Annotated in this window: 21 protein-coding genes; 15 read left to right on the top strand and 6 right to left on the bottom strand. The window is 69.4% G+C overall.

Features of this window, described 5'->3' with window-relative positions:
• Positions 1 to 136: 136 nt before the first annotated feature.
• From ACFJIX_RS30170 to moaA, 3 genes are read right to left on the bottom strand one after another with little or no spacing between them, the layout of a single operon-like run.
• Positions 137 to 697 (bottom strand): GNAT family N-acetyltransferase, encoded by a 561-nt coding sequence (locus tag ACFJIX_RS30170; protein ID WP_377156608.1) that lies wholly within the window; start codon positions 695 to 697, stop codon positions 137 to 139.
• Positions 672 to 1,289: a molybdenum cofactor guanylyltransferase MobA gene (mobA, locus tag ACFJIX_RS30165; RefSeq protein WP_377156606.1), complete on the bottom strand. Its 618-nt coding sequence runs from the start codon at positions 1,287 to 1,289 to the stop codon at positions 672 to 674. Before mobA ends, ACFJIX_RS30170 begins: the two co-directional genes overlap by 26 nt.
• On the bottom strand, positions 1,289 to 2,425 hold the full coding sequence (moaA, locus tag ACFJIX_RS30160) for a GTP 3',8-cyclase MoaA (RefSeq protein WP_377156605.1): 1,137 nt from the start codon (positions 2,423 to 2,425) through the stop codon (positions 1,289 to 1,291). Before moaA ends, mobA begins: the two co-directional genes overlap by 1 nt.
• A gap of 168 nt (positions 2,426 to 2,593) precedes the next feature.
• On the opposite strand from moaA, the gene ACFJIX_RS30155 reads away from it, so the two are divergent.
• On the top strand, positions 2,594 to 3,556 hold the full coding sequence (locus tag ACFJIX_RS30155; RefSeq protein ID WP_377156603.1) for a carbohydrate kinase: 963 nt from the start codon (positions 2,594 to 2,596) through the stop codon (positions 3,554 to 3,556).
• Positions 3,557 to 3,640: 84 nt separating this feature from the next.
• Here ACFJIX_RS30155 and ACFJIX_RS30150 read toward each other — a convergent pair whose 3' ends face one another.
• A complete protein-coding gene (locus ACFJIX_RS30150; protein ID WP_377156602.1) occupies positions 3,641 to 4,252 on the bottom strand; it encodes a phenylacetic acid degradation protein PaaY in 612 nt (203 codons plus the stop codon).
• A 151-nt stretch (positions 4,253 to 4,403) separates the two neighbouring features.
• Here ACFJIX_RS30150 and ACFJIX_RS30145 point away from each other — a divergent pair, with 151 nt between their 5' ends.
• The 11 genes from ACFJIX_RS30145 (at position 4,404) to paaZ (ending at position 15,249) form a co-directional block, all read left to right on the top strand.
• On the top strand, positions 4,404 to 5,267 hold the full coding sequence (locus ACFJIX_RS30145) for an enoyl-CoA hydratase-related protein (RefSeq protein WP_377156600.1): 864 nt from the start codon (positions 4,404 to 4,406) through the stop codon (positions 5,265 to 5,267).
• On the top strand, positions 5,267 to 5,734 hold the full coding sequence (gene paaI / locus ACFJIX_RS30140) for a hydroxyphenylacetyl-CoA thioesterase PaaI (protein WP_377156598.1): 468 nt from the start codon (positions 5,267 to 5,269) through the stop codon (positions 5,732 to 5,734). The genes ACFJIX_RS30145 and paaI overlap by 1 nt, the downstream gene beginning before the upstream one ends.
• A gap of 45 nt (positions 5,735 to 5,779) precedes the next feature.
• The gene (gene paaK / locus ACFJIX_RS30135; RefSeq protein WP_377156596.1) at positions 5,780 to 7,090 is read left to right on the top strand and encodes a phenylacetate--CoA ligase PaaK; all 1,311 of its coding nucleotides are present in this window, start codon (positions 5,780 to 5,782) and stop codon (positions 7,088 to 7,090) included.
• Between the two features lie 78 nt (positions 7,091 to 7,168).
• Positions 7,169 to 8,170 carry a 1,2-phenylacetyl-CoA epoxidase subunit PaaA gene (gene paaA, locus ACFJIX_RS30130; protein WP_377156594.1) on the top strand — a complete coding sequence of 334 codons (1,002 nt, stop codon included), beginning with the start codon at positions 7,169 to 7,171 and terminating at the stop codon, positions 8,168 to 8,170.
• A gap of 65 nt (positions 8,171 to 8,235) precedes the next feature.
• Positions 8,236 to 8,541 (top strand): 1,2-phenylacetyl-CoA epoxidase subunit PaaB, encoded by a 306-nt coding sequence (gene paaB / locus ACFJIX_RS30125; RefSeq protein ID WP_377156593.1) that lies wholly within the window; start codon positions 8,236 to 8,238, stop codon positions 8,539 to 8,541.
• Between the two features lie 10 nt (positions 8,542 to 8,551).
• Positions 8,552 to 9,325 carry a 1,2-phenylacetyl-CoA epoxidase subunit PaaC gene (gene paaC, locus ACFJIX_RS30120; RefSeq protein WP_377156591.1) on the top strand — a complete coding sequence of 258 codons (774 nt, stop codon included), beginning with the start codon at positions 8,552 to 8,554 and terminating at the stop codon, positions 9,323 to 9,325.
• 34 nt (positions 9,326 to 9,359) lie between these two features.
• On the top strand, positions 9,360 to 9,950 hold the full coding sequence (gene paaD / locus ACFJIX_RS30115) for a 1,2-phenylacetyl-CoA epoxidase subunit PaaD (RefSeq protein ID WP_377156590.1): 591 nt from the start codon (positions 9,360 to 9,362) through the stop codon (positions 9,948 to 9,950).
• Positions 9,951 to 10,004: 54 nt separating this feature from the next.
• Positions 10,005 to 11,084 carry a 1,2-phenylacetyl-CoA epoxidase subunit PaaE gene (gene paaE / locus ACFJIX_RS30110; protein ID WP_377156589.1) on the top strand — a complete coding sequence of 360 codons (1,080 nt, stop codon included), beginning with the start codon at positions 10,005 to 10,007 and terminating at the stop codon, positions 11,082 to 11,084.
• Positions 11,085 to 11,105: 21 nt separating this feature from the next.
• A complete protein-coding gene (locus tag ACFJIX_RS30105) occupies positions 11,106 to 11,768 on the top strand; it encodes a TetR/AcrR family transcriptional regulator (RefSeq protein WP_297530878.1) in 663 nt (220 codons plus the stop codon).
• Between the two features lie 117 nt (positions 11,769 to 11,885).
• The gene (locus ACFJIX_RS30100; protein WP_377156587.1) at positions 11,886 to 13,049 is read left to right on the top strand and encodes an ABC transporter substrate-binding protein; all 1,164 of its coding nucleotides are present in this window, start codon (positions 11,886 to 11,888) and stop codon (positions 13,047 to 13,049) included.
• 151 nt (positions 13,050 to 13,200) lie between these two features.
• A complete protein-coding gene (gene paaZ / locus ACFJIX_RS30095) occupies positions 13,201 to 15,249 on the top strand; it encodes a phenylacetic acid degradation bifunctional protein PaaZ (RefSeq protein WP_377156585.1) in 2,049 nt (682 codons plus the stop codon).
• An 83-nt stretch (positions 15,250 to 15,332) separates the two neighbouring features.
• On the opposite strand, the gene ACFJIX_RS30090 is transcribed toward paaZ, so the two are convergent.
• Positions 15,333 to 17,462, bottom strand: a complete 2,130-nt coding sequence (locus ACFJIX_RS30090) for a PKD domain-containing protein (RefSeq protein WP_377156583.1) — start codon at positions 17,460 to 17,462, stop codon at positions 15,333 to 15,335.
• Between the two features lie 360 nt (positions 17,463 to 17,822).
• Positions 17,823 to 18,734 carry a LysR family transcriptional regulator gene (locus tag ACFJIX_RS30085; protein ID WP_377156582.1) on the bottom strand — a complete coding sequence of 304 codons (912 nt, stop codon included), beginning with the start codon at positions 18,732 to 18,734 and terminating at the stop codon, positions 17,823 to 17,825.
• A 129-nt stretch (positions 18,735 to 18,863) separates the two neighbouring features.
• Here ACFJIX_RS30085 and ACFJIX_RS30080 point away from each other — a divergent pair, with 129 nt between their 5' ends.
• The 3 genes from ACFJIX_RS30080 (at position 18,864) to ACFJIX_RS30070 (ending at position 21,096) form a co-directional block, all read left to right on the top strand.
• Positions 18,864 to 20,282: an aldehyde dehydrogenase family protein gene (locus ACFJIX_RS30080; protein WP_377156581.1), complete on the top strand. Its 1,419-nt coding sequence runs from the start codon at positions 18,864 to 18,866 to the stop codon at positions 20,280 to 20,282.
• Between the two features lie 128 nt (positions 20,283 to 20,410).
• Complete coding sequence (locus tag ACFJIX_RS30075) at positions 20,411 to 20,578, top strand: hypothetical protein (RefSeq protein ID WP_377156579.1); 168 nt, start codon at positions 20,411 to 20,413, stop codon at positions 20,576 to 20,578.
• 173 nt (positions 20,579 to 20,751) lie between these two features.
• Complete coding sequence (locus ACFJIX_RS30070) at positions 20,752 to 21,096, top strand: response regulator (protein ID WP_377156578.1); 345 nt, start codon at positions 20,752 to 20,754, stop codon at positions 21,094 to 21,096.
• Positions 21,097 to 21,125 lie beyond the last annotated feature (29 nt).

The following is a 21,125-nucleotide window of genomic DNA, read 5'->3' as shown; positions in this document are numbered from 1 at the left end:
CGCGGGCGCTCCACACTGCATGGGGGATCCCTCCAGGACCCCCAAGCAGTATTCCGGCCCCAGTGGGACTCGCTGTGATCGGGCCCTGGGAGTTCGGCCCGGTGCCTTGGCCGTGATCGGGCCTTGGGAGTCGGGGTCAGGCGCGGAGATCGAGACTCATCAGGTCCTTGGCGTAGTAACGGCCGTCGGAGAGACGGATGGCGCGGGGAAGGTGACCGTAGCGGGTGAAGCCGGCCTGCCGGTAGACCGCGATGGCGGATTGATTGCCGGCGGTGACGCTGAGCGTCACGGTCTCCAGGCGCGGCTCGCGGCGCAGCAAGGCAAGCGCCTGCTGCAAGAGGCGCTTGCCGATGCCGCGTCCGCGGAACCGGTCGTCCACCATCATCCCGATCAGATGCGCGATGTGTTGCACCTTCTTGCGGTTCTCGTGCTCGCAGGTCAGCGCACCCACCAACTGCTCGCCGCGCCACGCGCCCAGCGTGAACAGCGACTTGCCGCCGGCCTGCGGATGCAGTCGCACGCGATAGCTCGCAGCCTCGCGGGCGCGTTCGGTCTCCGCGTCGGAGGTGAAGGCCTGCTCGTGTCTCGCCAGCATCGCGTCGCGCAGCGCCTTGTAGGCCACCAGGTCGCCTTCGGTCAGCAGGCGCAGCGTGATGGCGCCGACGTTCGCGCTATCGGAGTCGTTCGAGTCGCTCAAGCTCGCTCCTGTCGTTGATGTTGGCAAAGGCGCGGTCGTCGCCCGGTCGATCGAAGGCGACGCGCGCCAGCGGCAGGCTGGACAGCCAGCTCTCGACGCGCCGTTCGCCCGCGCGCAGCGCGGCATCGAGCGAGGCCCGATGGTCGGCGTGGATCAGGCTCGCGAGCGGCTGGCTGCGCAGCGGTGCGTCCGGCGCCTCGCGGCCCATCGCCATGGCCGAGGTCCGGTCAGGGGCGAGGCCCTCGGCCAGGCGGGCGAGGAGGTCGACGGGCAGCCAGGGGCTGTCGCCGCTGACCACGAGCAGCCAATCGTCGCGCTCATCTGCAGCGGCGATCGCCTCCAGTCCCGCAAGGATCCCGGCGAGCGGTCCGGGGAAGTCGGGCAGCGTGTCCTCGAGGACCGGATGTCCGAGGCGGCGGTAGTCGTCGAGGTGGCGGTTGGCGCTGATGAGCACGCGGCCGCCGGTCTGCGGGGCGATGCGGTCGAGCACGTGATCGACGAGGGGCCGGCCCTGGAAGGGCTGGAGCGGCTTGTCGACGCCGCCCATGCGCGTGGCGCGTCCGCCGCAGAGGAGCAGCGCGGTGACGCGCATCAGCCGCCGATGTAGTGCATCTCGACGCGGCGCGCCGGGCCGGATTCCGAGGCCGCGGGCAGGCTGGCGCGGAGTTCCGAGTAGCGATCGTTGCGCCGTGTCCAGAGCGCGCCGAGTGCGGCGGCGATCTCGTCGTCGCTGCGCGCGTCGTGGGCGGCATCGCCGCGCAGCAGCGCGCGCAGGTCGTGGCCGTCGCCGGCGAAGAGGCAGGTGTAGAGGCGGCCCTCGGTCGAGAGCCGCGCGCGGTTGCAGTCGCCGCAGAAGGCCTGCGTGACGCTGGAGATCAGGCCGATCTCGCCGCTGCCGTCGGCGTAGCCCCAACGCGTGGCGGTCTCGCCGTCGGAGGAGGGCGCGAGCGGCACCAGGTCGGCGTGCTCGCGCAGCCGGGCGAGGACCTCGGCGGACGGCAGGACTTCGTCCATGCGCCAGCCGTTGCTCATGCCGACGTCCATGTACTCGATGAAGCGCAGCACGACGCCGGTGCCGCGGAAGTGGCGCGCCATCGGGACGATCTGGTCATCGTTGGTGCCGCGCTTGACGACCATGTTGACCTTGATCGGCGCCAGGCCGGCGGCGTGGGCGGCGTCGATGCCGCGCAGCACTTCGGCGACGGGGAAGTCCACGTCGTTCATGCGCCGGAAGATGGCGTCGTCCAGCGCGTCCAGGCTGACGGTGACGCGGTTCAGGCCGGCGTCCTTGAGCGCCTGGGCCTTGCGGGCGAGCAGCGAGCCGTTGGTGGTGAGCGTGAGGTCGAGCGGCTGGCCCTCGGGCGTGCGCAGCGCGGCCAGTTGGGCGATCAACGCCTCGAGGTTGCGGCGCAGCAGCGGTTCGCCGCCGGTGAGGCGCAGCTTCTGGACGCCGAGTTGGGCGAACACGCGGGCCAGCCGGGCGATCTCCTCGAAGGAGAGCAGGTCGCGGTGCGGGAGGAAGGCGTAGTCCTTGTCGAACACGTCCTTCGGCATGCAGTAGCTGCAGCGGAAGTTGCAGCGGTCGGTGACGGAGATCCGCAGGTCGCGCAGCGGCCGGCCGCGCGCATCCAGCCACGGGCCGCTGCGGGGTGGCGGCAGCGGATGCGGCACGGGAGGCGTCCGCCCGATCTGGCGCAGATCGAGCAGCGGAATCACACCATCGGTCATGAAGCGGATTGTGCCGCCGCCAGCCCGCCCGCGCCCGCGGAGGCCCTTCGGGGAGCCACTGTGCTCCTGCGCCAGGGGCTGGGCTGTGCGCTATGCATCCGAAACCGCGTCGTCACCCTGTAGGACCTGTCACTTGCGCAGCGAGGCCGGCAGCGGTCGAATCGCGGGATGAGCTTGACCCCCACGACCGTGGTCCATGCGGACCTGGCCAGCTTCGTCTCCTTCGGCGAAGCCCTCACCGACATGATCCGCGTCGGCCACGACCACTGGCGCAGCCGCAGCGGCGGCTCGCCCTGGAACGTCGCCGTCGGGATGTCCCGCCTGGGCCAGCTCAGCGCCTTCGCCGGCGGCATCAGCAAGGACGCGTTCGGCCAGGCGATCTGGCAGGCCAGCGCCGATGCCAGCCTGGACCTGCGCTTCATCCAGCAGTTCGCCAAGTCGCCGCTGGTGGCCTACGTCCATCAGGTGGATCCGCCGGAGTACGCCTTCGTCGGCGACGACAGCGCCGACCTGCACTTCCGCCCCCACGCCTTGCCCGCCGGATGGCGCCGCGCACTGCGCTGGGCGCATTTCGGCTCGATCAGCCTCACCCGCGAACCGCTCGCGGCACGGCTGATCGCGCTGGCCGAATCCCTCAAGGACGAGGGCGTGCGCATCAGCTACGACCCCAACTACCGCATGTCCATGGACTCCCGCTACGACCGCACGCTGGAACGCATGTGCCGGCTGGCGGACGTCATCAAGGTCTCGGACGAAGACCTCCGCGGCCTGTTCCGCAGCCGCGACCACCACTTCGGACTGGCGCAGATCTCGGCCTGGAACCCGCGCGCGATCGTGATGCTGACGCTCGGTGAACGCGGCGCGCAGCTGTTCCATCCGAAAGCCGACCTCAGCGCCGCGCCGCCGCCGCTCGAGCAGATCGTCGACACCATCGGCGCCGGCGACGCCGCCATGGCCGGGCTGCTCTACAGCCTGATGAACGGCGGCACGCAGGATCCCGAGGACCACCTGCGCTGGGCCGTCGCCGCGGGCGCGGCGGCCTGCGCCGGCGCGGGCGTGGACGGCCTGTCGGCCGGGCTGGTCACCTCGCTCATCGACCAGGTGCAGGTCAGGCGCGCCGAGATGGCGTAGCGCTGGGCCTGGCGGCCCGGCGCCTTCCCAGGGAACCCAACGGGGACTTCGCGTGCGAGGTCGCGGGACGGCGCTGCGTGTCGATCAGCCGTCGCCGTCGCGCTTCGTCGCGACCAGGGTCTTGGGCCCGCCGACCTGCAGGCGAGGGCGGCCCGTTTCCTCCTCGGCCAGCGGCTGCACCTCGACCAGACTCGCATGACAGCGCCGTGCCAGGTCTTGATAGGTCTCGGTGCCGACGCGCTTCCAGCGGATCTCATCGTCCGTCAGCGGCCGCATCACCTTCGCCGGCAGGCCCGCGATGAGCGACTTCTCCGGCAGCTTCAGCCCCGCGCGCACGAACGCGCAGGCCGCGACGATGCTGTACGCGCCGACCTCCGCCTCGTCCATCACCACCGCGTTCATGCCCACCAGCGCGTCGTGCCGCACCACGCAGCCGTGCAACACCGCGCCGTGGCCGATGTGGCTGTTGGTCTCGACGACGGTGTCCGAATCCGGGAAGCCATGGATCACGCAGGTGTCCTGCACGTTGGCGCCCTCCATCAGCCGGATGCGGCCGAAGTCCCCCCTCAGGGAGGCGCAAGGCCCCACATAACACCCCGGACCGACGATCACGTCCCCGATCAGCACCGCCGTCGGGTGGACGTAGGCGCTCGGATGGACGACCGGCGAGAGGCCGTCGATGGCGTAACAGGGCATGGGACAGCTCCTTTTTAGGTGGTAACCCTAGGTTTCCGACCTTGTCTTGCGATGCGATGGCTCGTAGTATCTACCGACCGGTCGGTAAATAGAAGCCGACCCATAAAAGCTGAAAAAGCTGAATCCATCGACGGCCGAGGAGACAAGCCGAATGAGCACCGCCAACACGACCCCATCCACCGCTGCCGAAGACAGTCCGCTGCTGATCAGCACCGAGGGCGCCGTCCGCGTCCTCACGCTGAACCGGCCGCAGGCGCTGAACGCGTTCACGACCGGCCTGCTCGGCCAGTTGCGGATCGCGCTCGACGAGGCGGCGCACGACGAGACCGTGCGGGCGGTGCTCATCACCGGTGCCGGCCGCGCGTTCTGCGCGGGCCAGGACCTGTCGGATCCCCACATCAAGCCGGAGTTCGACGAGCACTCCGGCGAGGTCGATGCCCACAAGAAGCCCAAGGCCAAGGACATCGGCAACCTGCTCGACCACTACTACATCCCGCTCGCGCTGCGCCTGCGCAGCATGCCGGTGCCGACCATCTGCGCGGTCAACGGCGTGGCCGCGGGCGCCGGCGCAAACTTCGCGCTCGGCTGCGACCTCGTGCTGGCGGGCCAGTCGGCGTCTTTCATCCAGGCCTTCTCCAAGATCGGGCTGGTGCCCGACTGCGGCGGCACCTGGCTGCTGACGCGCCTCGTGGGCCGCGCCCGCGCGATGCAGCTGGCGCTGCTCGGCGACAAGCTGCCCGCCGCCGACGCGCAGGCCTGGGGCCTGATCGCGCGCTGCGTCGCCGATGCCGAGCTGCAGAGCGAGGCGATGGCCACCGCGCAGAAGCTCGCGAAGATGCCGACCAAGGCGCTGGTGCAGACGCGCGAGGCGCTCGACGCCTCGATGGACCTGGAGTTCGAGGACGCCCTCAAGCTCGAGGCCCGGCTGCAGAGCCAGCTCGGCTATGCGCACGACTATCTCGAAGGCGCCGCCGCTTTCCTGACCAAGCGGTCCCCGACCTTCAAGGACCGTTGATGAGCGCGACCCGGGATCCCCTTATGGATGCGCAGCGCGTGGCCGAAGCGGTCCGCGACACCATGTTCGCCAACGACCGGGCCTCCAAGGGCCTGGGCATGCGCATCGATGCGATCGGTCCCGGCACCGCGACGCTGTCGATGACGGTGCGCGAGGACATGCTCAACGGCTTCGACATCTGCCACGGCGGCTTCGTGACGACGCTGGCCGATTCGTGTTTCGCCTTCGCCTGCAACTCGCACAACGAGGTGACGGTCGCCTCGGGCTTCGCGATCGACATCGTCGCGCCGTCCCGGCTGGGCGACGTGCTGAGCGCGCGCGCCACCGAGATCTCGCTGGCCGGGCGCACCGGCGTCTACGACATCCGCATCACCAATCAACGCGACGAGCTGATCGCGGTCTTCCGCGGACGTTCCTACCGCATCAAGGGCAAGCCCGTGGTGCCGGAACTGGCGACCGCGCGCTGAGCGCGCCCGCCCAGGAACGACGAGACAGGTTAGGAGACAGACCCCATGACGGTGAAGACCTTCCGGCCCGAGGACCTCGAGCCCATCGAGCGCGCCAGCCAGGACGAGCTGCGCGCGCTGCAGCTCCAGCGCCTGAAGTGGTCGCTGAAGCATGCCTACGACAACGTGCCGCACTACAAGGCCGCGTTCGATGCGAAGGGCGTTCATCCGGATGACCTGAAGGACCTGGCCGACCTGCGCCTGTTCCCGTTCACGACGAAGAAGGACCTGCGCGACAACTACCCGTTCGGTCTCTTCGCCGTGCCGCGCGAGCAGGTGGTGCGGGTGCACGCGTCGTCAGGCACCACCGGAAAACCAACGGTCGTCGGCTACACGCAGAAGGACATCGACACCTGGGCCGACCTGGTCGCGCGATCGCTGCGCGCCGCCGGCACCCGCAAGGGCGACATCGTGCACATCGCCTATGGCTACGGGCTGTTCACCGGCGGCCTGGGCGCGCATTACGGCGCCGAGCGGCTGGGCTGCACCGTCATCCCGATGTCGGGCGGCCAGACCGAGAAGCAGGTCCAGCTGATCCAGGACTTCAAGCCCGACGTCATCATGGTCACGCCGAGCTACATGCAGGTGATCGTCGAGGAATTCGTGCGACAGGGCCTGGACCCGCGCGCGTCCTCGCTGAAGACCGGCGTCTTCGGCGCCGAGCCCTGGACCGAGGCGATGCGACGCGAGATCGAGCACAAGGCCGGCATCGACGCGGTCGACATCTACGGCCTGTCCGAGGTGATGGGGCCAGGTGTTGCCAGCGAATGCATCGAGACCAAGGACGGTCCGGTGATCTGGGAGGACCACTTCTATCCCGAGATCATCGACCCCGAAACCGGCGAGGTCCTGCCCGAGGGCTCGGAAGGGGAACTGGTGTTCACCTCGCTGAGCAAGGAGGCGCTGCCGGTGATCCGCTACCGCACGCGCGACCTGACGCGGCTGCTGCCGCCGACCGCGCGCAGCATGCGGCGCATGGGCAAGATCGTCGGCCGCAGCGACGACATGCTGATCATCCGCGGCGTCAACCTGTTCCCGACGCAGATCGAGGAACTGGTGCTCGCCGAGCCCGGCCTGTCCGGCCAGTACCAGATCGTCGTCAGCCGCGACGGCCACCTCGACGAGGTCGAGGTGCGTTGCGAGCTGTCGGCCGCGGGCGGCGGCGACGCGGCGGCGATGTCGAAGTCGCTGCAGCACCGCATCAAGACGCTGATCGGCGTGTCGACCCGGGTGACGGTCGGCGCGCCGGATTCAATCGAAAGAACGCTGGTCGGAAAAGCCCGCCGCGTTGTCGACCAGCGACCGAAGAACTCGTAACCCGTCGGACGGCGTCCGACGGCCACGCGGCGGTGTCCCACAAGGACGCCGCTTCGAAGCAGGAAGCAAGGAGCATCCATGTACACGCAAGCCATGAGCGTCGGTCCGCAGGACCAGGCGACCAAGCTGCAGACTGCTGAAGAGCAGCAGCGCAACGAGGCCTTCGAGGCCCGCATCGACGCGGGCGACTTCATCGAGGCCAAGGACTGGATGCCGGAGCACTACCGCAAGACGCTGGTGCGGCAGATCAGCCAGCATGCGCATTCGGAGATCGTCGGCATGCTGCCCGAGGGCAACTGGATCACACGCGCCCCGACGCTCAAGCGCAAGGCGATCCTGCTGGCCAAGGTGCAGGACGAGGGCGGCCACGGGCTCTACCTGTACTCCGCCGCCGAGACGCTGGGCACCAGCCGCGACCAGATGCTGGACGCGCTGCACACGGGCAAGGCCAAGTACAGCTCGATCTTCAACTACCCGACGCTGACCTGGGCCGACATCGGCGTGGTCGGCTGGTTGGTGGACGGCGCGGCGATCATGAACCAGGTGCCGCTGTGCCGCTGCTCCTACGGCCCGTATGCGCGCGCGATGATCCGCATCTGCCGCGAGGAGTCCTTCCACCAGCGCCAGGGCTACGAGAGCCTGCTGGTGATGATGCGCGAGGGCACGGCCGCGCAGAAGGCGATGGTCCAGGACGCGGTGAACCGCTGGTGGTGGCCGTCGCTGATGATGTTCGGACCGGCGGACAAGGATTCGCCGAACTCCGAGCAGTCGATGCGTTGGGGCATCAAGCGCCTGACCAACGACGAGCTGCGGCAGAAGTTCGTCGACGCGACGGTGCCGCAGGCCGAGCTGCTCGGCGTGACGCTGCCCGACCCCGATCTGAAGTGGAACGCCGAGCGTGACCACCACGACTTCGGCGCGATCGACTGGAGCGAGTTCTGGCGCGTCGTCGGCGGCAACGGCCCCTGCAACACCGAACGCCTGGGCACCCGCGTCAAGGCCTGGGACGACGGCGCCTGGGTCCGCGACGCCGCGCTCGCCCACGCGAAGAAGCGCGCCACCGAAGCCAAGGCGGCCTGATCGAGCGCCCCCGCGCATCCGTCATCACGCCGTCTCCGCCACGAACCGTTCAGAGCACCCGAATCATGAGCATCAACCAAACGACCGGCGCCAACGAATGGCCCCTGTGGGAAGTCTTCGTCCGCAACAAGGCGGGCCTGGACCACAAGCACTGCGGCAGCCTGCACGCGCCCGACGCGAAGATGGCCCTGCAGATGGCCCGCGACGTCTACACCCGCCGCCAGGAAGGCGTGAGCATCTGGGTCGTGCCGTCGTCGGCGATCGTCGCGTCCGATCCGGGCGAGAAGTCGATGTATTTCGATCCGATGGAGGACAAGGTGTACCGCCACCCGACCTTCTACGACCTGCCCGAATCGCTCGACCACATGTGAGGACCGGACGATGAGCACTTCCGTCCAACCCGGCCAACGCGCGGACGTCCACTACCTGCTGCGCGTCGGCGACGCCTGCCTGGTGCTGTCGCACCGCATCTCCGAATGGATCGGCCACTCGCCGATCCTGGAAGAGGACCTCGCGCTGGGCAACATCGCGCTGGACCTGCTGGGCCAGTCGCGCGCGCTGCTGACGCGCGCCGGCCAGCTCAACGAGCAGCCGCTCGACGAGGACCAGCTCGCCTACCTGCGCGAGGAACGCCACTACCTGAACCCGGTGATGATGGAGCTGCCGCGCGGCGACTTCGCCTTCACGCAGGCCCGCAACCTGATCGCCGCCTGCTGGCTGATGCCGATGTGGACGCGGCTGCAGGCGTCGAGCGACGCCGAGGTCGCCGCCATCGCCGCCAAGGCGGTGAAGGAAGTCCGCTATCACCAGCAGCACGCGGCCGAGTGGGTGGTGCGCCTGGGCGACGGCACGGACGAGTCGGCGCAGCGGATGAAGGACGCGCTTGCGCAGCTGTGGCCCTACGTCAACGAGCTGTTCGCGTCGGACGACATCGATGCCGCCGCCGAGGCCAGCGGCCTGGGCCCCGCCTGGTCGTCGCTGAAGCCCGACTGGGACGCGGCGATGGACGAGGTCCTCGCCGAGGCGCGCCTGGCGCGTCCGAAGGACACGCCGCACGTCTATACCGGCGTGCGCGGCGTCCACAGCGAGCACATGGGCCACATGCTGGCGACGATGCAGTCGCTGCAGCGCACCTACCCGGGCGGGGTGTGGTGATCCCCGGATCGCCGCGAACACCGATGAACACGCCATGAACGCCGCCCCGACACCGTCGCATCTGAACTGGCTGTCGTCGTTGACGCCGGTCGGACCGCGCTCGCCGTCGTCCGATGGCGGCGCGACGGACCTCGGCTGCGGACGCCTGTCCGCCGCATGGGAGGTGCTGTCGCAGGTGCTCGATCCCGAGGTGCCGGCGGTGTCGCTGGTCGAGCTCGGCATCGTGCGCGACCTGGTCGAGACCGCCGACGGCGTCGAGGTCGTGCTCACGCCCACCTACTCCGGCTGCCCGGCCACCGAGGTCATCGAGCAGAGCGTGCGGGACGCGCTCGCGCGCTTCGGCACCGTCACCGTGACGATGCGCCGCGCGCCGGCCTGGACCACCGACTGGATCACCGACGAAGGCCGCGAGAAGCTGCGCCAGTACGGCATCGCACCGCCGGGGCCTGTTGACGCGGGGCAGGGCGTGCCCATCCGCATCGTCCGCCGCCGCGAGGCCATCGCCTGCCCGCGCTGCGGCAGCGCGCACACCGAGCAGTTGTCCGCCTTCGGCTCGACCGCGTGCAAGTCGCTGTACCGCTGCCTCGCCTGCCGCGAGCCGTTCGAACATTTCAAACCGATCTGAGCCCGGGTGCCGATCGCCCAGATCCCGCAGACCACAAGACGCCGAGCCACCGCCATGAGCCTGCATTTCCACCCGCTGCGCCTGAGCGCCAAGCACCAGGACACCGACGACGCCGTCGTGCTGTGCTTCGACGTGCCCGAGGCGCTGCGCGAGACCTTCCGCTTCACGCAAGGCCAGTACTTGACGCTGCGCGGCGATGTCGACGGCCAGGACCTGCGCCGCTCGTACTCCATCTGCGCGGGTGTCGACGACGGCGAGCTGCGCGTCGGCGTCCGTCAGGTCGACGGCGGCGCCTTCTCCACCTGGGTCCACCGGCACCTGAAGGCCGGCGACGAGGTCCAGGTCTTCCCGCCGCAGGGGCGTTTCCACGTGCCCCTGGAGCCCGCCGTCGGTCGGCATTTCGTCGGCATCGCGGCCGGCTCGGGCATCACGCCGATCCTGTCGATCATGAAGAGCGTGCTGGCCCGCGAGCCGCTGAGCCGCTTCACGCTGATCTACGGCAACCGCCGGCCGGCGTCGACGATGTTCAAGGAAGAGCTCGAGGACCTGAAGAACCGCTACATGACGCGGCTGACGCTGCATCACGTGTTCTCGCGCGAGCATGTCGATTCGCCGCTGATGGCGGGCCGGCTGGACCAGGCCAAGCTGAGCGACTTCCTGAGCGGCCCCGTCCCCGCGGCCGGCATCGACCAGGTCTTCGTCTGCGGCCCGTTCGAGATGAACGAGCAGGCCGAGGCGGCGCTGCGCGCGGCCGGCGTTCCCGAGGAACGCATCCACATCGAGCGCTTCGGCACGCCGGAGATGCAGACCGGCCGCCCGGCGCCGCACGAGGTCCATGAAGAGGACGCGGAGGCCGCCAAGGTCGTCGTGATCCGCGACGGCGTGTCGCGCGAGATCGAGTTCCGCAAGAGCGATCCCAGCCTGCTCGACGCCGCGGCGCGGGCCGGCATGGACGTGCCGTTCTCCTGCAAATCCGGCGTGTGCTCGACCTGCCGTTGCAAGCTGATCGAAGGCGAGGTCCGGATGGATAAGAATTTCGCCCTTGAGAAGCACGAAGTGGCGGCGGGATTCATCCTGAGCTGCCAAGCGCACGCATTGACGCCGCGCGTCGTGATCTCGTTCGACGAACGCTGATTCACAAGGAAAACAACACCCATGGCCCGAGGTCGAGCTCCAGGATTCGATGCCACCCGCGAGGAGATCCTCGCGCAGGCTGCCCGACTGTTCGCCAACCAGGGCTACCCCGCGACCTCGATGAACCAGGTCGCCGAGGCCTGCGAGGTCAGCAAGCCCACGCTGTACCACTACGTCCGCGACAAGCATGAGCTGCTCGCGCAGATCTGCCAGAACCATCTGCAGCACCTGGTCGACCTGGTCGACGAGGTCAGCGCGCAGCAGCTGCCGCCGCCGGAGCACCTGCGCGGGCTGATCCACCGCTTCGTGCAGGCCTACGGCGAGGCGCAGAACGAGCACCGCGTGCTGACCGAGGACCTGAAGTTCCTCGACGACGAACACCGCGAGCGCATGGTGGCGGTCGAGCGCCAGGTGGTCGGCCGCTTCGCCGACGCGGTGGCCGCGGTGCGGCCGGAACTGCGCGGCGCCCACCTGCACAAGCCGCTGACCATGCTGCTGTTCGGCATGATCAACTGGACCTTCACCTGGCTGCGGCCCGACGGCGCGCTGACCTACGAGGCGGTGGCGCCGATGGTGGCGGACCTGTTCTTCGGCGGGCTCGGCGCGGTCCGCACCGAACTCACCGATCCTTCGGCGCGCCACGAGCGCAACGAACTCGACCCGGCGGCGCCGCAAGTCTCATGAAGGCTTCGCGGAGGACCATCGCCCCCGACATGCAATCCAAGCAGTGCTTGCAGTCATCGCAGTAGCAGTACCTCATTGACCTTGCGTTCCTGAAAAACACATTCCGAAGGAGACAACATGAAACGCATCGAGAAGACCCTGCTGGCCATGGCCATGACGGGTGCCGCGCTGATGGGCGCGGGCGGCAGCGCCTGGGCCGACATCAACGTCGGCGTGACCGTGTCGGCCACGGGGCCGGCCGCGTCGCTGGGCATTCCCGAGAAGAACACCTTCTCGCTGATGCCCAAGACCATTGCCGGGCAGAAGGTCAACTACATCATCCTGGACGACGCGTCGGACACGACGACGGCGGTCGCCAACACCCGCAAGCTGATCACCGAGCACAAGGTCGATGTGGTGGTCGGCTCGACGGTCACGCCGAACTCGCTGGCGATGATCGACGCGGTGTCGGAGGCGCAGGTGCCGATGATCTCGATGGCGGCCTCGGCGCGCATCGTCGAGCCGATGGACGCGAAGAAGCGGTGGGTCTTCAAGACGCCGCAGAACGACATCATGATGGCGCTGGCCATCGCCAGCCACATGCAGGCGCAGGGCGTGAAGACGGTGGCCTACGTCGGTTTCGCCGATGCCTACGGCGAGGGCTGGTACGGCGAGTTCAACAAGGTCGCCGCCAGCAAGGGCCTGAGCATCGTCGCCAACGAGCGCTACAACCGCACCGACACCTCGGTGACCGGCCAGGTGCTGAAGATCATGGCGGCCAAGCCGGACGCGGTGCTGGTCGGCGGCAGCGGCACGCCGGCGGCGCTGCCGCAGAAGACGCTCAAGGAGCGCGGCTACCAGGGCAAGTACTACCAGACCCACGGCGTGGCCAACAACGACTTCCTGCGCGTCGGCGGCAAGGACGTCGAGGGCACCTTCCTGCCGTCGGGCCCGGTGCTGGTCGTCGATCAGCTGCCCGCGGACCATCCGGCCAAGAAGAGCGCCAAGGCCTACGTGACGACCTATGAGGGCGCGTACGGCAAGGGCAGCGTGTCGACCTTCGGTGGCCATGCGTGGGATGCGGGACTGCTGCTGCAGGCGGCGATTCCCGAGGCCATCAAGAAGGCCCAGCCCGGCACGCCCCAGTTCCGCGCGGCGCTGCGCGATGCGCTCGAAGGCGTCAAGGAACTGCCGGCCGCGCACGGCGTGTTCACGATGTCGCCCAATGACCATCTGGGTCTGGACCAGCGCGCGCGCGTGATGGTCAAGATCGAGAACGGCACCTGGAAATACCAACCCTAATTTCGCCGACGCTCGGCTACTGCGCGGGCCGATCTTGGGCCTGCGGTGCTCGCCATACAGGAGTATGGCTGCGCGCCTCAGGCCCAACCTCGACCCGCTCGCTACGCCGCTCGTCCGCGAAATATCCTGCGATTGACGTTGTGAGAATCCTATGAGCGCTACCCCCGTTCTTCAGAGCTTGATTGCTGGTCGCTGGATCGGCGCCACCGCCGCGCGCGGCCTGCACAGCGCCGTCAACGGACGGTTGGTGACGCAGACCCATGCGGAAGAGATCGACTTCGGCGAGAGCCTGCACTTCGCGCGCCGGCAGGCGCTGCCGGCGCTGCTCGCGCTCGACTTCCAGCAGCGCGCCGCGATCCTGAAGGCGCTGGCGACTTATCTGCAGGAACACAAGGAATCGATTTACGCGATTTCCGCGCACACCGGCGCGACGCGGCCCGATTCGTGGATCGACATCGAAGGCGGCTTCGGCACGCTCTTCGCCTACGCGTCGATGGGCCGCCGCGAGCTGCCCTCGAGCAACATCGTCCATGAAGGCCCGGCGCAGGCGCTGGGCAAGCTCGGCCAGTTCATGGGCACGCACGTGCTGGTGCCCAAGCGCGGCATCGCCGTGCACATCAACGCGTTCAACTTCCCGATGTGGGGGATGCTGGAGAAGTTCGCGCCGAGCTTCCTCGCCGGCATGCCCTGCATCGTCAAGCCGGCCACCGCGACCAGCTATGTCGCCGAGGCCTGCGTGCGCCTGATCGAACAGTCCGGCCTGCTGCCGGCCGGCGCGTTGCAGCTGGTCATCGGCAGTTCCGGCGATCTGCTGGACCGGCTGGAGGAGACGGACGTCGTCACCTTCACCGGCTCGGCGGACACCGCGGCGCAGCTGCGCGTCAATCCGAACCTGATCCGCCGCTCGGTGCCGTTCAACGCCGAGGCGGACAGCCTCAACTGCGCGATCCTGGCGCCGGACGTGGTGCCCGGGGATCCCGAATTCGATCTCTTCGTCAAGGAAGTGATGCGGGAGATGAGCGCCAAGGCCGGCCAGAAGTGCACGGCCATCCGCCGCGCGATCGTGCCGGCGGCGCAGATCGACGCGGTGGCCGCGGCGCTGCGCGAGCGGCTCGCGAAGATCAAGATCGGCGATCCGGCCATCGAGGGCGTGCGCATGGGCGCGCTGGCGTCCAAGGCGCAGCAGGCCGACGTGGCCGAGCGCCTGGCGCAGCTCGCGCAGGGCAACGAGGTGGTCTACGGCGAGCGCGACGGCTTCGCGCCGGTGGGAGAGGGCGTCGGCGACGGCGCCTTCTTCGCGCCGACGCTGCTGCTGTGCCGCGACGCGATGAACAGCGAGGCCGTCCACAACGTCGAGGCCTTCGGGCCGGTGTCGACGTTGATGAGCTACAACGACTTCGACGAGGCGCTGGCGCTCGCCGCCAAGGGCCGCGGCAGCCTGGTGGGATCGGTGGTCACGAAGACGCCCGCGCTGGCCGCGCAGGCCGTCTATCACGCGGCCGCCTTCCACGGCCGACTGCTGGTGCTGGACCGCGACGCGGCCGGCGAGTCGACCGGCCACGGCTCGCCGCTGCCGATGCTCAAGCACGGCGGCCCGGGCCGCGCCGGCGGCGGCGAGGAACTTGGCGGCATCCGCGCCGTCAAGCACTACCTGCAACGCTGCGCGGTGCAGGCCTCGCCGACGATACTCACGGCCATCACCGGCGAGTACGTGCGCGGCGGCAAGGTCACCGAGGACGCGATCCACCCCTTCCGCAAGTACTTCGAAGAGATCCAGGTCGGCGACTCGCTGCTGACGCATCGCCGCACGGTGTCCGAGGCGGACATCGTCAACTTCGGCGGCATCAGCGGCGACTTCTTCTACATGCACTTCGACGAGGTCGCGGCCAAGGACACGCAATTCGGCCAGCGCATCGCGCACGGCTACTTCGTGCTGTCGGCGGCGGCGGGCCTGTTCGTGTCGCCCGCGCCGGGACCGGTCCTCGCCAATTACGGGCTGGACACGCTGCGCTTCGTGAACCCCGTGGCCATCGGCGACACCATCCAGGCGCGCCTCACCTGCAAGCGCCGCATCGACCGCGGCAACCGCCCCGACCAGCCGCCTCAGGGCGTCGTCGCCTGGGACGTGCAGGTCACCAACCAGCGTGGTGAGCTCGTGGCGAGCTACGATATCCTGACGCTGGTGGCGAAGAAGGGCTGAGCGCGCAAGGGGCCACGACCGTGGCCCCGCGTGAGCCGCTCGTCGCGCGCGTGGCGCGTCGGAGCGGGAACGACATCAGGGCCTCAGAGCGTCGGAGAGGCCGGCTCCGACAGGCGCCAGAAGCCGAACTGCTTGGCGTCCGACAGCACGAGCCGACCTTGCGGGTCGATGGCCATGCCGATGAAACCCGGATTGAATTCGTGATCGGGCATGCCCGAGACGATCTGCCGGCGGATCGGCCCGAAGAAGAGGGCGGCTCGACGCTCCGTCGACGTGATGCGCTCGAGCCAGGTCGAGGCGTAGCGTTGGCCGTAGCCGTTGCTGGCGAGGGCCCAGATCGCGCCGTCCGGTCCGACGACGGCGGCGCCGCCGGCGTAGCCGGATCCGAGTTGAGGATTGCCCGGCCACTCGGAGCGCGACATCGTGCCGCCGTCGACGACCTTGAAGAGGGCTTCGCCGCTCAAGGCGTAGACCTGATCGTCGGGGCCGACCAGCAGGCGGTACAGCGGCCAGTTGGCGACGGTGTGCCGCGCCAGCGTCGTGACCGTGCCGGTGGGCGAGACGCGGATGACGCGACCGCCGTTGGCGATGGCGTAGACATTGCCTTTGCTGTCCGTCGCCAGCGAGAAGGGGTTGCGGAGCGCGGCCGCCGTACCGTCGCCGTCGGCATCCTCGACCTGACCGGTGGCCGGCGGCACGCCGACTTGCGGCAGGAATGGCGGCGTGCCGGCGATGGTGCGGATGTCACCGGTGTCGGGCTCGTATCGGCGCAGCGTCTGCTGGTCCGAGAAGTAGACGATGCCGGCGCGGTCGACGGTGACGTCGGCGTCCGTCCAGCCGGACAGTCTGGCCACGATCGGGGTGCCGTCGACGGGCCGCTCCTCGCCCGTGCGTCCGGCGACGCAGGTCACATCCCCGATCGGAGGACGGACGCGGCACAGCCGGGCCCTGTCGATGAAGTAGACATCGCCGTTCGGATGGACGGCGAATTTCCTGACCGGTGCGAAAGCAGTCAGGTCCTGGAGCGCTGCCGGGAAGCTGCCGCTGGACTTCGGCGACAGGCCGAAGGTGATCAGGGCGCCGACCTCGTGCCGGCTGACGGTGTGTTCGTCCGCGCGGGCGGTGTACACGCGCCCGGCGGTGTCCACCGCCACGGCGTCCACGCCGGCGGCGAAGACGGCCGCCTGCGTCGTTCCGTCGGGCCGCACGCGCTTCACGTCGGTCGCCGTGGCGAAGTAGACGTCGCCCTCGGGCGCGGTGGCGATCCCGGAGCCGCAGCGAACGCCATAGTCGGGCGCGCCTGCGCCGGAGACGGTCTCCACCCTGCCGTCCCGGGTCAGGCGGCGCAGACGCGTGCAACCGTCCTGGATCCAGAGGGCGCCGTCGCTGCCCAGGGCCAAGGCCCGGATATCGTTGAAGCGGGCCTGCGCCGCGCTGCCGTCGGCCGCGCCGGACGACGACGCGGAACCGGCGACCAGCGTCGCGACGCCACCCTTCAACAGACGGATCGTGTTCGTGCCGGCGACGTACAGGTCGCCCTCCGGCGTCGCGGCGATCGCCCTGGCCCAGGGGACACCGGACGTCGTGTCATCCAGGTTGCCCATGTAACTGCCGCCGGCGACCGCGTCCACGCTGCCGTCCGATGCGACCTTCACCAGTCTGTAGGCATCGGCCACGTAGATCGTGCCCCGTACGTCCCGGGTGAATGCGACCGGCGCCTCCAGACGTCCGATGCCCGCCTTGCCGAGTTGATAGCCCGGCATCGAGGGCGCACCGACGACCGTGGACACGACCCCGTCCGCGATCCTGCGGATGACGCTGTTGCCCTTGTCCAGAACCAGCATGCCGCCGTCCGTCGTGGGCATCAGGGCGACCGGCGTGTCGAAGCGCGCCACGGGTCCGCCGTCCCGCATGCCCGGGCCGCCCACGATGATGGACAGCGGGTCGACCTGGACCGGTCGCACGGTGATGCGATTCGTGTTGGAACTCAGTGATCGATTGGCGGTGTCGGAGACCTTCAGGCTGACGGGGAACGAGCCCGCGGTCGTGAAGACGCGCTCCACCCAGGGCGTGTCAGCCGTGCTGCCGTCGCCGAAGGTCCAGCTGTAGCTGAAGTCGCCGGGCACGGGCTTGCTGGACTCGCTCAGCGCGGTGGCACGGACGTCGGCCGCGAAGCGCAGGACCGTGCCGGACGGCACGGAGGCGGAATACACCGGTGCCGCCTGCGAGACGAGGTAGCCGGAGATCGAACTGGCCGAACCGGTCCCGCCGGATCCGGTGGAGGGCGGCGAGCCGCCGTCGGCGCCCCCCGCCTCCACCACCGCCCCCGCAGGCGGCGAGCAGGCAGGCGAAGAGGAACGGCAGCATCCGGGGATGCTTCAGAACAAGCGGCATCGGGAGCTCCCTGAAGGCCGTCCTGACGGTCTCCCGGCGCGACGCCGGTGACCGGCCTCGCCGCGACCTGGAGGGACGCGGGGGCGACTGGCCGATGAATGGTGTGGCCGCAATGATAGTGGGGCGCTCATGGCCCGCAGGCACCCGATCGGGGGAGGCTGCGAGCCGTGCGCCGACGTTCAGCGTCGGTTGATCTCGTGGATGAGGTCGATCAACGCGCGCAGCGTCGACGGGATGTGCCGATGGCCGGAGTAGTACAGGCACAGCGCCGGCAGCGGCGCCGCCCAGCCGTCCAGCACGCGGCGCAGGCGTCCGCTCGCGAGGTCTTCAGCGACGTACCACTCGGCGATCTGTGCGAGTCCCAGTCCCGCGCGCGCCGCCTCCAGCATCAGCAGCGGCGAGTCGAGCACCATCGGTCCCGGCACGTCGAGCGTCTCGCTCGCGGCGGCTCTGCCGGGCTTCGCGCGCGCAAACTCCCACGGGGACGGCAGTCCGCTCGGCATCCGCGCGCGGATGCAGGCATGGCGTGCGAGGTCCGCGGGCGTCGCTGGCAGGCCGTGGCGCTCGAAGTAATCGGGCGAGCCGACGACCGCCATCCGCAGCGGCAGGCCGATCGGCACGCGGATCATGTCCCGCGGCACCTGCGGCGCGAGCCGCAGTCCCGCGTCGAAGCCCTCGGCGACGATGTCGACCAGCCGACCCTCGGTGACCACATCCAGCGTCACGCCCGGATGCCGGCGCAGGAACTCCGCCAGGATCGGCCGGAACACCATCTGCGCCGCGCCCAGCGAGCTGTTCAAGCGCAAGGTGCCCGTGGGCGTTCCTGCACGATCGTCGGCCGACGCGACGGCCTCCTGGATCTGCGCCACCGCCGGACCGACCCGGTCGATGAAGCGCCGCCCCGCCTCGGTGAGCGACACGCTGCGCGTCGTGCGATGGAAGAGCCGCACGCCCATTCGCGCCTCCAGCCCCGCAACGGCGTTGCTGACGGCGGAAGTCGACATCTCCAGCTCCACCGCCGCCGGCCGGAATCCCCGCCGGCGGGCGACGGCGAGCATCACCTCGAATTCGGTCAGGCTGTCCTTCTGCATGCCTGCATTGTTCTTTGAATCGGGATGACTCGTCCATCATTGGATGGCTTATCGAAATTGATGCCGCTGCCTACATTCCTCTCAACGAGCCACGGCGTGTCGCTGAGGTTCATGCCGAAAGGACAAGCCATGCGGAACTTCGACCAGAATTACATCGACGGCGCCTTCGTTGCCGTGACCGGCGACGAGGTCGTCGACATCGTTGATCCCGCCACCGAGGCCGTGGTCGGTCAGGCCCGGCTCGCGCATCGCGACGATGCCCGTCGCGCCGTCGAAGCCGCGATGCGCGCCCAGCCGGCCTTCGGGCGGACTTCCGTCGCGGAGCGCGTCGCGATGCTCGAGCGCCTGCAGGCCGCGATGCTGGCGCATGCCGAAGACCTCCTGGAAGCGACGATCACCGAGTACGGCGGTCCGGTCGCCCGGGCGCAGTGGGTCGCCAATTACGCGTCGCAGTGCTTCGGCGACGCGGCGCGCGCGCTGCCGAGCTACGCGTTCGAACGCCGCGTCGGCGCATCGACCGTGGTGATGGCGCCGGTCGGCGTGTCCGGGCTCTTCGCGCCCTGGAACAGCACCGCCGGCACGATGGCCAGCAAGCTCGCGGCTGCCATCGCCGCCGGCTGCGCGACGGTGATCAAGCCCAGCGAGCTGAGCCCGTGGCAGGCGCATGTCGTCGCTCGCGCGATCCACGCGGCGGACCTGCCGCCGGGTGTCGTCAACATCGTGACCGGCCGCGGTGTCGACGTCGGCGCCGAGATCGGCACGCATCCGGGCGTCGCGAAGCTGTCGTTCACCGGCTCGACGCCGACCGGCAAGCTGATCGCGCGTGGCGCCGTCGACACGATGAAGCGCGTGAGCCTGGCCTTGACCGGCAAGTCGGCCTCGCTGTTGCTGGACGACGCGGATCTCGATGTGGCGCTCCCCCTCGCGCTGGCTGCGGCCTTCATGAACAGCGGGCAGGCCTGCGTGGCCGGCACACGCTTGCTGGTGCCGCGTGCCCGGATGCCTGAGGTCGTCGAGCGGATCCGGTCCGCCGTCGCCGCGATGCGCGTCGGCGATCCGCGCGATCCGGCGACGACGATCGGTCCGATGGTCAGCCGCGCGCAGTACGAGCGCGTCCAGCATTTCATCCGCCGCGGCCTCGACCAGGGCGCGACGCTGATCGCTGGCGGAGAGGGGCGGCCGGACGGACGCGATCGCGGCTGGTTCGTGCGGCCGACGGTCTTCGCCGACGTCCGCAACGACCTGGACATCGCGCGTGAGGAGATCTTCGGCCCCGTGCTGTCCGTGCTCCCGGTGGACTCGGAGGACGAGGCGATCACGGTGGCCAACGACTCGCCGTATGGGCTGCAGGCTTACGTGTTCTCCGCCGACGCGGACCGCGCGCGACGCGTGGCCTCACAACTGGAGGCGGGCACGGTGCTGATCAACCGCGTCGCGCCGGACCTGCTGGCGCCGTTCGGCGGCGTCAAGCAATCGGGCGTGGGCCGGGAGTTCGGCGTGATGGGCATGGAGGCCTTCCTGGAACCGAAGACGATCACCACCGCCTGAGGCGGCCGGCACGGCGGAGGGCCTTCGCGGGATCGGCAAAGCCGAATGCCGGGCAAGGAAGTTCGACCTTGAGCCGCGTGCGCGGGTCGCCCACACTGAGGCCTCTGTTGACCCCACTTCGAACTGCCTTGGACTTCCTCACTACTCCCGTCATCGCCGGTCTGTTGTTCACCGGCACCCTGGCCTTGGTCGCGCTGATGGCGTGGAAGGGCGGCAGTGAGCGGCGAGACGTCACCTTCCTCGCTTCCGCCGCCGGTCTGGGCGGCGTCTGCACAGCGATCGCTGCGGTCGTCTGAGCGCCCCTGAAGCCGGCGCGAAGAGCGCACGCCACAGGCGCCGGTTTACGCTCCGTTGCGAAGTCGACGCCCCTGACGGCCGCGCGTGAATCGGTGCCGCGCCAAAATGTGACGAACGATTCAGTGAGAGGAAGGGAAGGGCATGCGCGTCTTGCTCGTCGAGGATTCCGAGTTTGTTCGCGAGCAGTTCCTGCGATTGTTCGAGGGACTCGATTTCGTGGAAGTGGTGGGCTACGCGGGACAGCGAGGAAGACGCCGTGCAGGCGATCTCGGTGCTCAGACCCGATGTGGTGCTGCTCGACCTGAACCTGCAGGTCGGCTCCGGCATGCATGTGCTGCGGCGCGCACGCGCCGGCGGCTACACCGGCAAGCTGTGGGTGCTCAGCAGCCGCGACCCCGACTTCTACCGCTCGCTGTGCGAGAAGCACGGCGCCGACGGCTTCTACGACAAGGCGCATGAGCAGCTGCAGCTGCTCGACGACCTGCGCGTGCTGGCCGGCGAGAAGCCGCTGTTCTGAGGCGCGCGGCGCTCGCGACTATCGCGTCG

The sequence above is a fragment of the Roseateles sp. UC29_93 genome (assembly GCF_042695725.1).
Taxonomy (GTDB): Bacteria; Pseudomonadota; Gammaproteobacteria; order Burkholderiales; family Burkholderiaceae_C; genus Roseateles; species Roseateles noduli_A.
The sequence above is the reverse complement of the archived record's forward strand: the minus strand, read 5'-3'. Positions and strand labels throughout refer to the sequence as shown.

Bases quoted from the DNA above. Each gene is read 5' to 3' on its own strand.
- mobA (WP_377156606.1), bottom strand. From the start codon at position 1,289: ATGCGCGTCACCGCGCTGCTCCTCTGCGGCGGACGCGCCACGCGCATG.
- moaA (WP_377156605.1), bottom strand. From the start codon at position 2,425: ATGACCGATGGTGTGATTCCGCTGCTCGATCTGCGCCAGATCGGGCGG.
- ACFJIX_RS30155 (WP_377156603.1), top strand. From the start codon at position 2,594: ATGAGCTTGACCCCCACGACCGTGGTCCATGCGGACCTGGCCAGCTTC.
- ACFJIX_RS30150 (WP_377156602.1), bottom strand. From the start codon at position 4,252: ATGCCCTGTTACGCCATCGACGGCCTCTCGCCGGTCGTCCATCCGAGC.
- ACFJIX_RS30145 (WP_377156600.1), top strand. From the start codon at position 4,404: ATGAGCACCGCCAACACGACCCCATCCACCGCTGCCGAAGACAGTCCG.
- paaI (WP_377156598.1), top strand. From the start codon at position 5,267: ATGAGCGCGACCCGGGATCCCCTTATGGATGCGCAGCGCGTGGCCGAA.
- paaK (WP_377156596.1), top strand. From the start codon at position 5,780: ATGACGGTGAAGACCTTCCGGCCCGAGGACCTCGAGCCCATCGAGCGC.
- paaA (WP_377156594.1), top strand. From the start codon at position 7,169: ATGTACACGCAAGCCATGAGCGTCGGTCCGCAGGACCAGGCGACCAAG.
- paaB (WP_377156593.1), top strand. From the start codon at position 8,236: ATGAGCATCAACCAAACGACCGGCGCCAACGAATGGCCCCTGTGGGAA.
- paaC (WP_377156591.1), top strand. From the start codon at position 8,552: ATGAGCACTTCCGTCCAACCCGGCCAACGCGCGGACGTCCACTACCTG.
- paaD (WP_377156590.1), top strand. From the start codon at position 9,360: ATGAACGCCGCCCCGACACCGTCGCATCTGAACTGGCTGTCGTCGTTG.
- paaE (WP_377156589.1), top strand. From the start codon at position 10,005: ATGAGCCTGCATTTCCACCCGCTGCGCCTGAGCGCCAAGCACCAGGAC.
- ACFJIX_RS30105 (WP_297530878.1), top strand. From the start codon at position 11,106: ATGGCCCGAGGTCGAGCTCCAGGATTCGATGCCACCCGCGAGGAGATC.
- ACFJIX_RS30100 (WP_377156587.1), top strand. From the start codon at position 11,886: ATGAAACGCATCGAGAAGACCCTGCTGGCCATGGCCATGACGGGTGCC.
- paaZ (WP_377156585.1), top strand. From the start codon at position 13,201: ATGAGCGCTACCCCCGTTCTTCAGAGCTTGATTGCTGGTCGCTGGATC.
- ACFJIX_RS30085 (WP_377156582.1), bottom strand. From the start codon at position 18,734: ATGCAGAAGGACAGCCTGACCGAATTCGAGGTGATGCTCGCCGTCGCC.
- ACFJIX_RS30080 (WP_377156581.1), top strand. From the start codon at position 18,864: ATGCGGAACTTCGACCAGAATTACATCGACGGCGCCTTCGTTGCCGTG.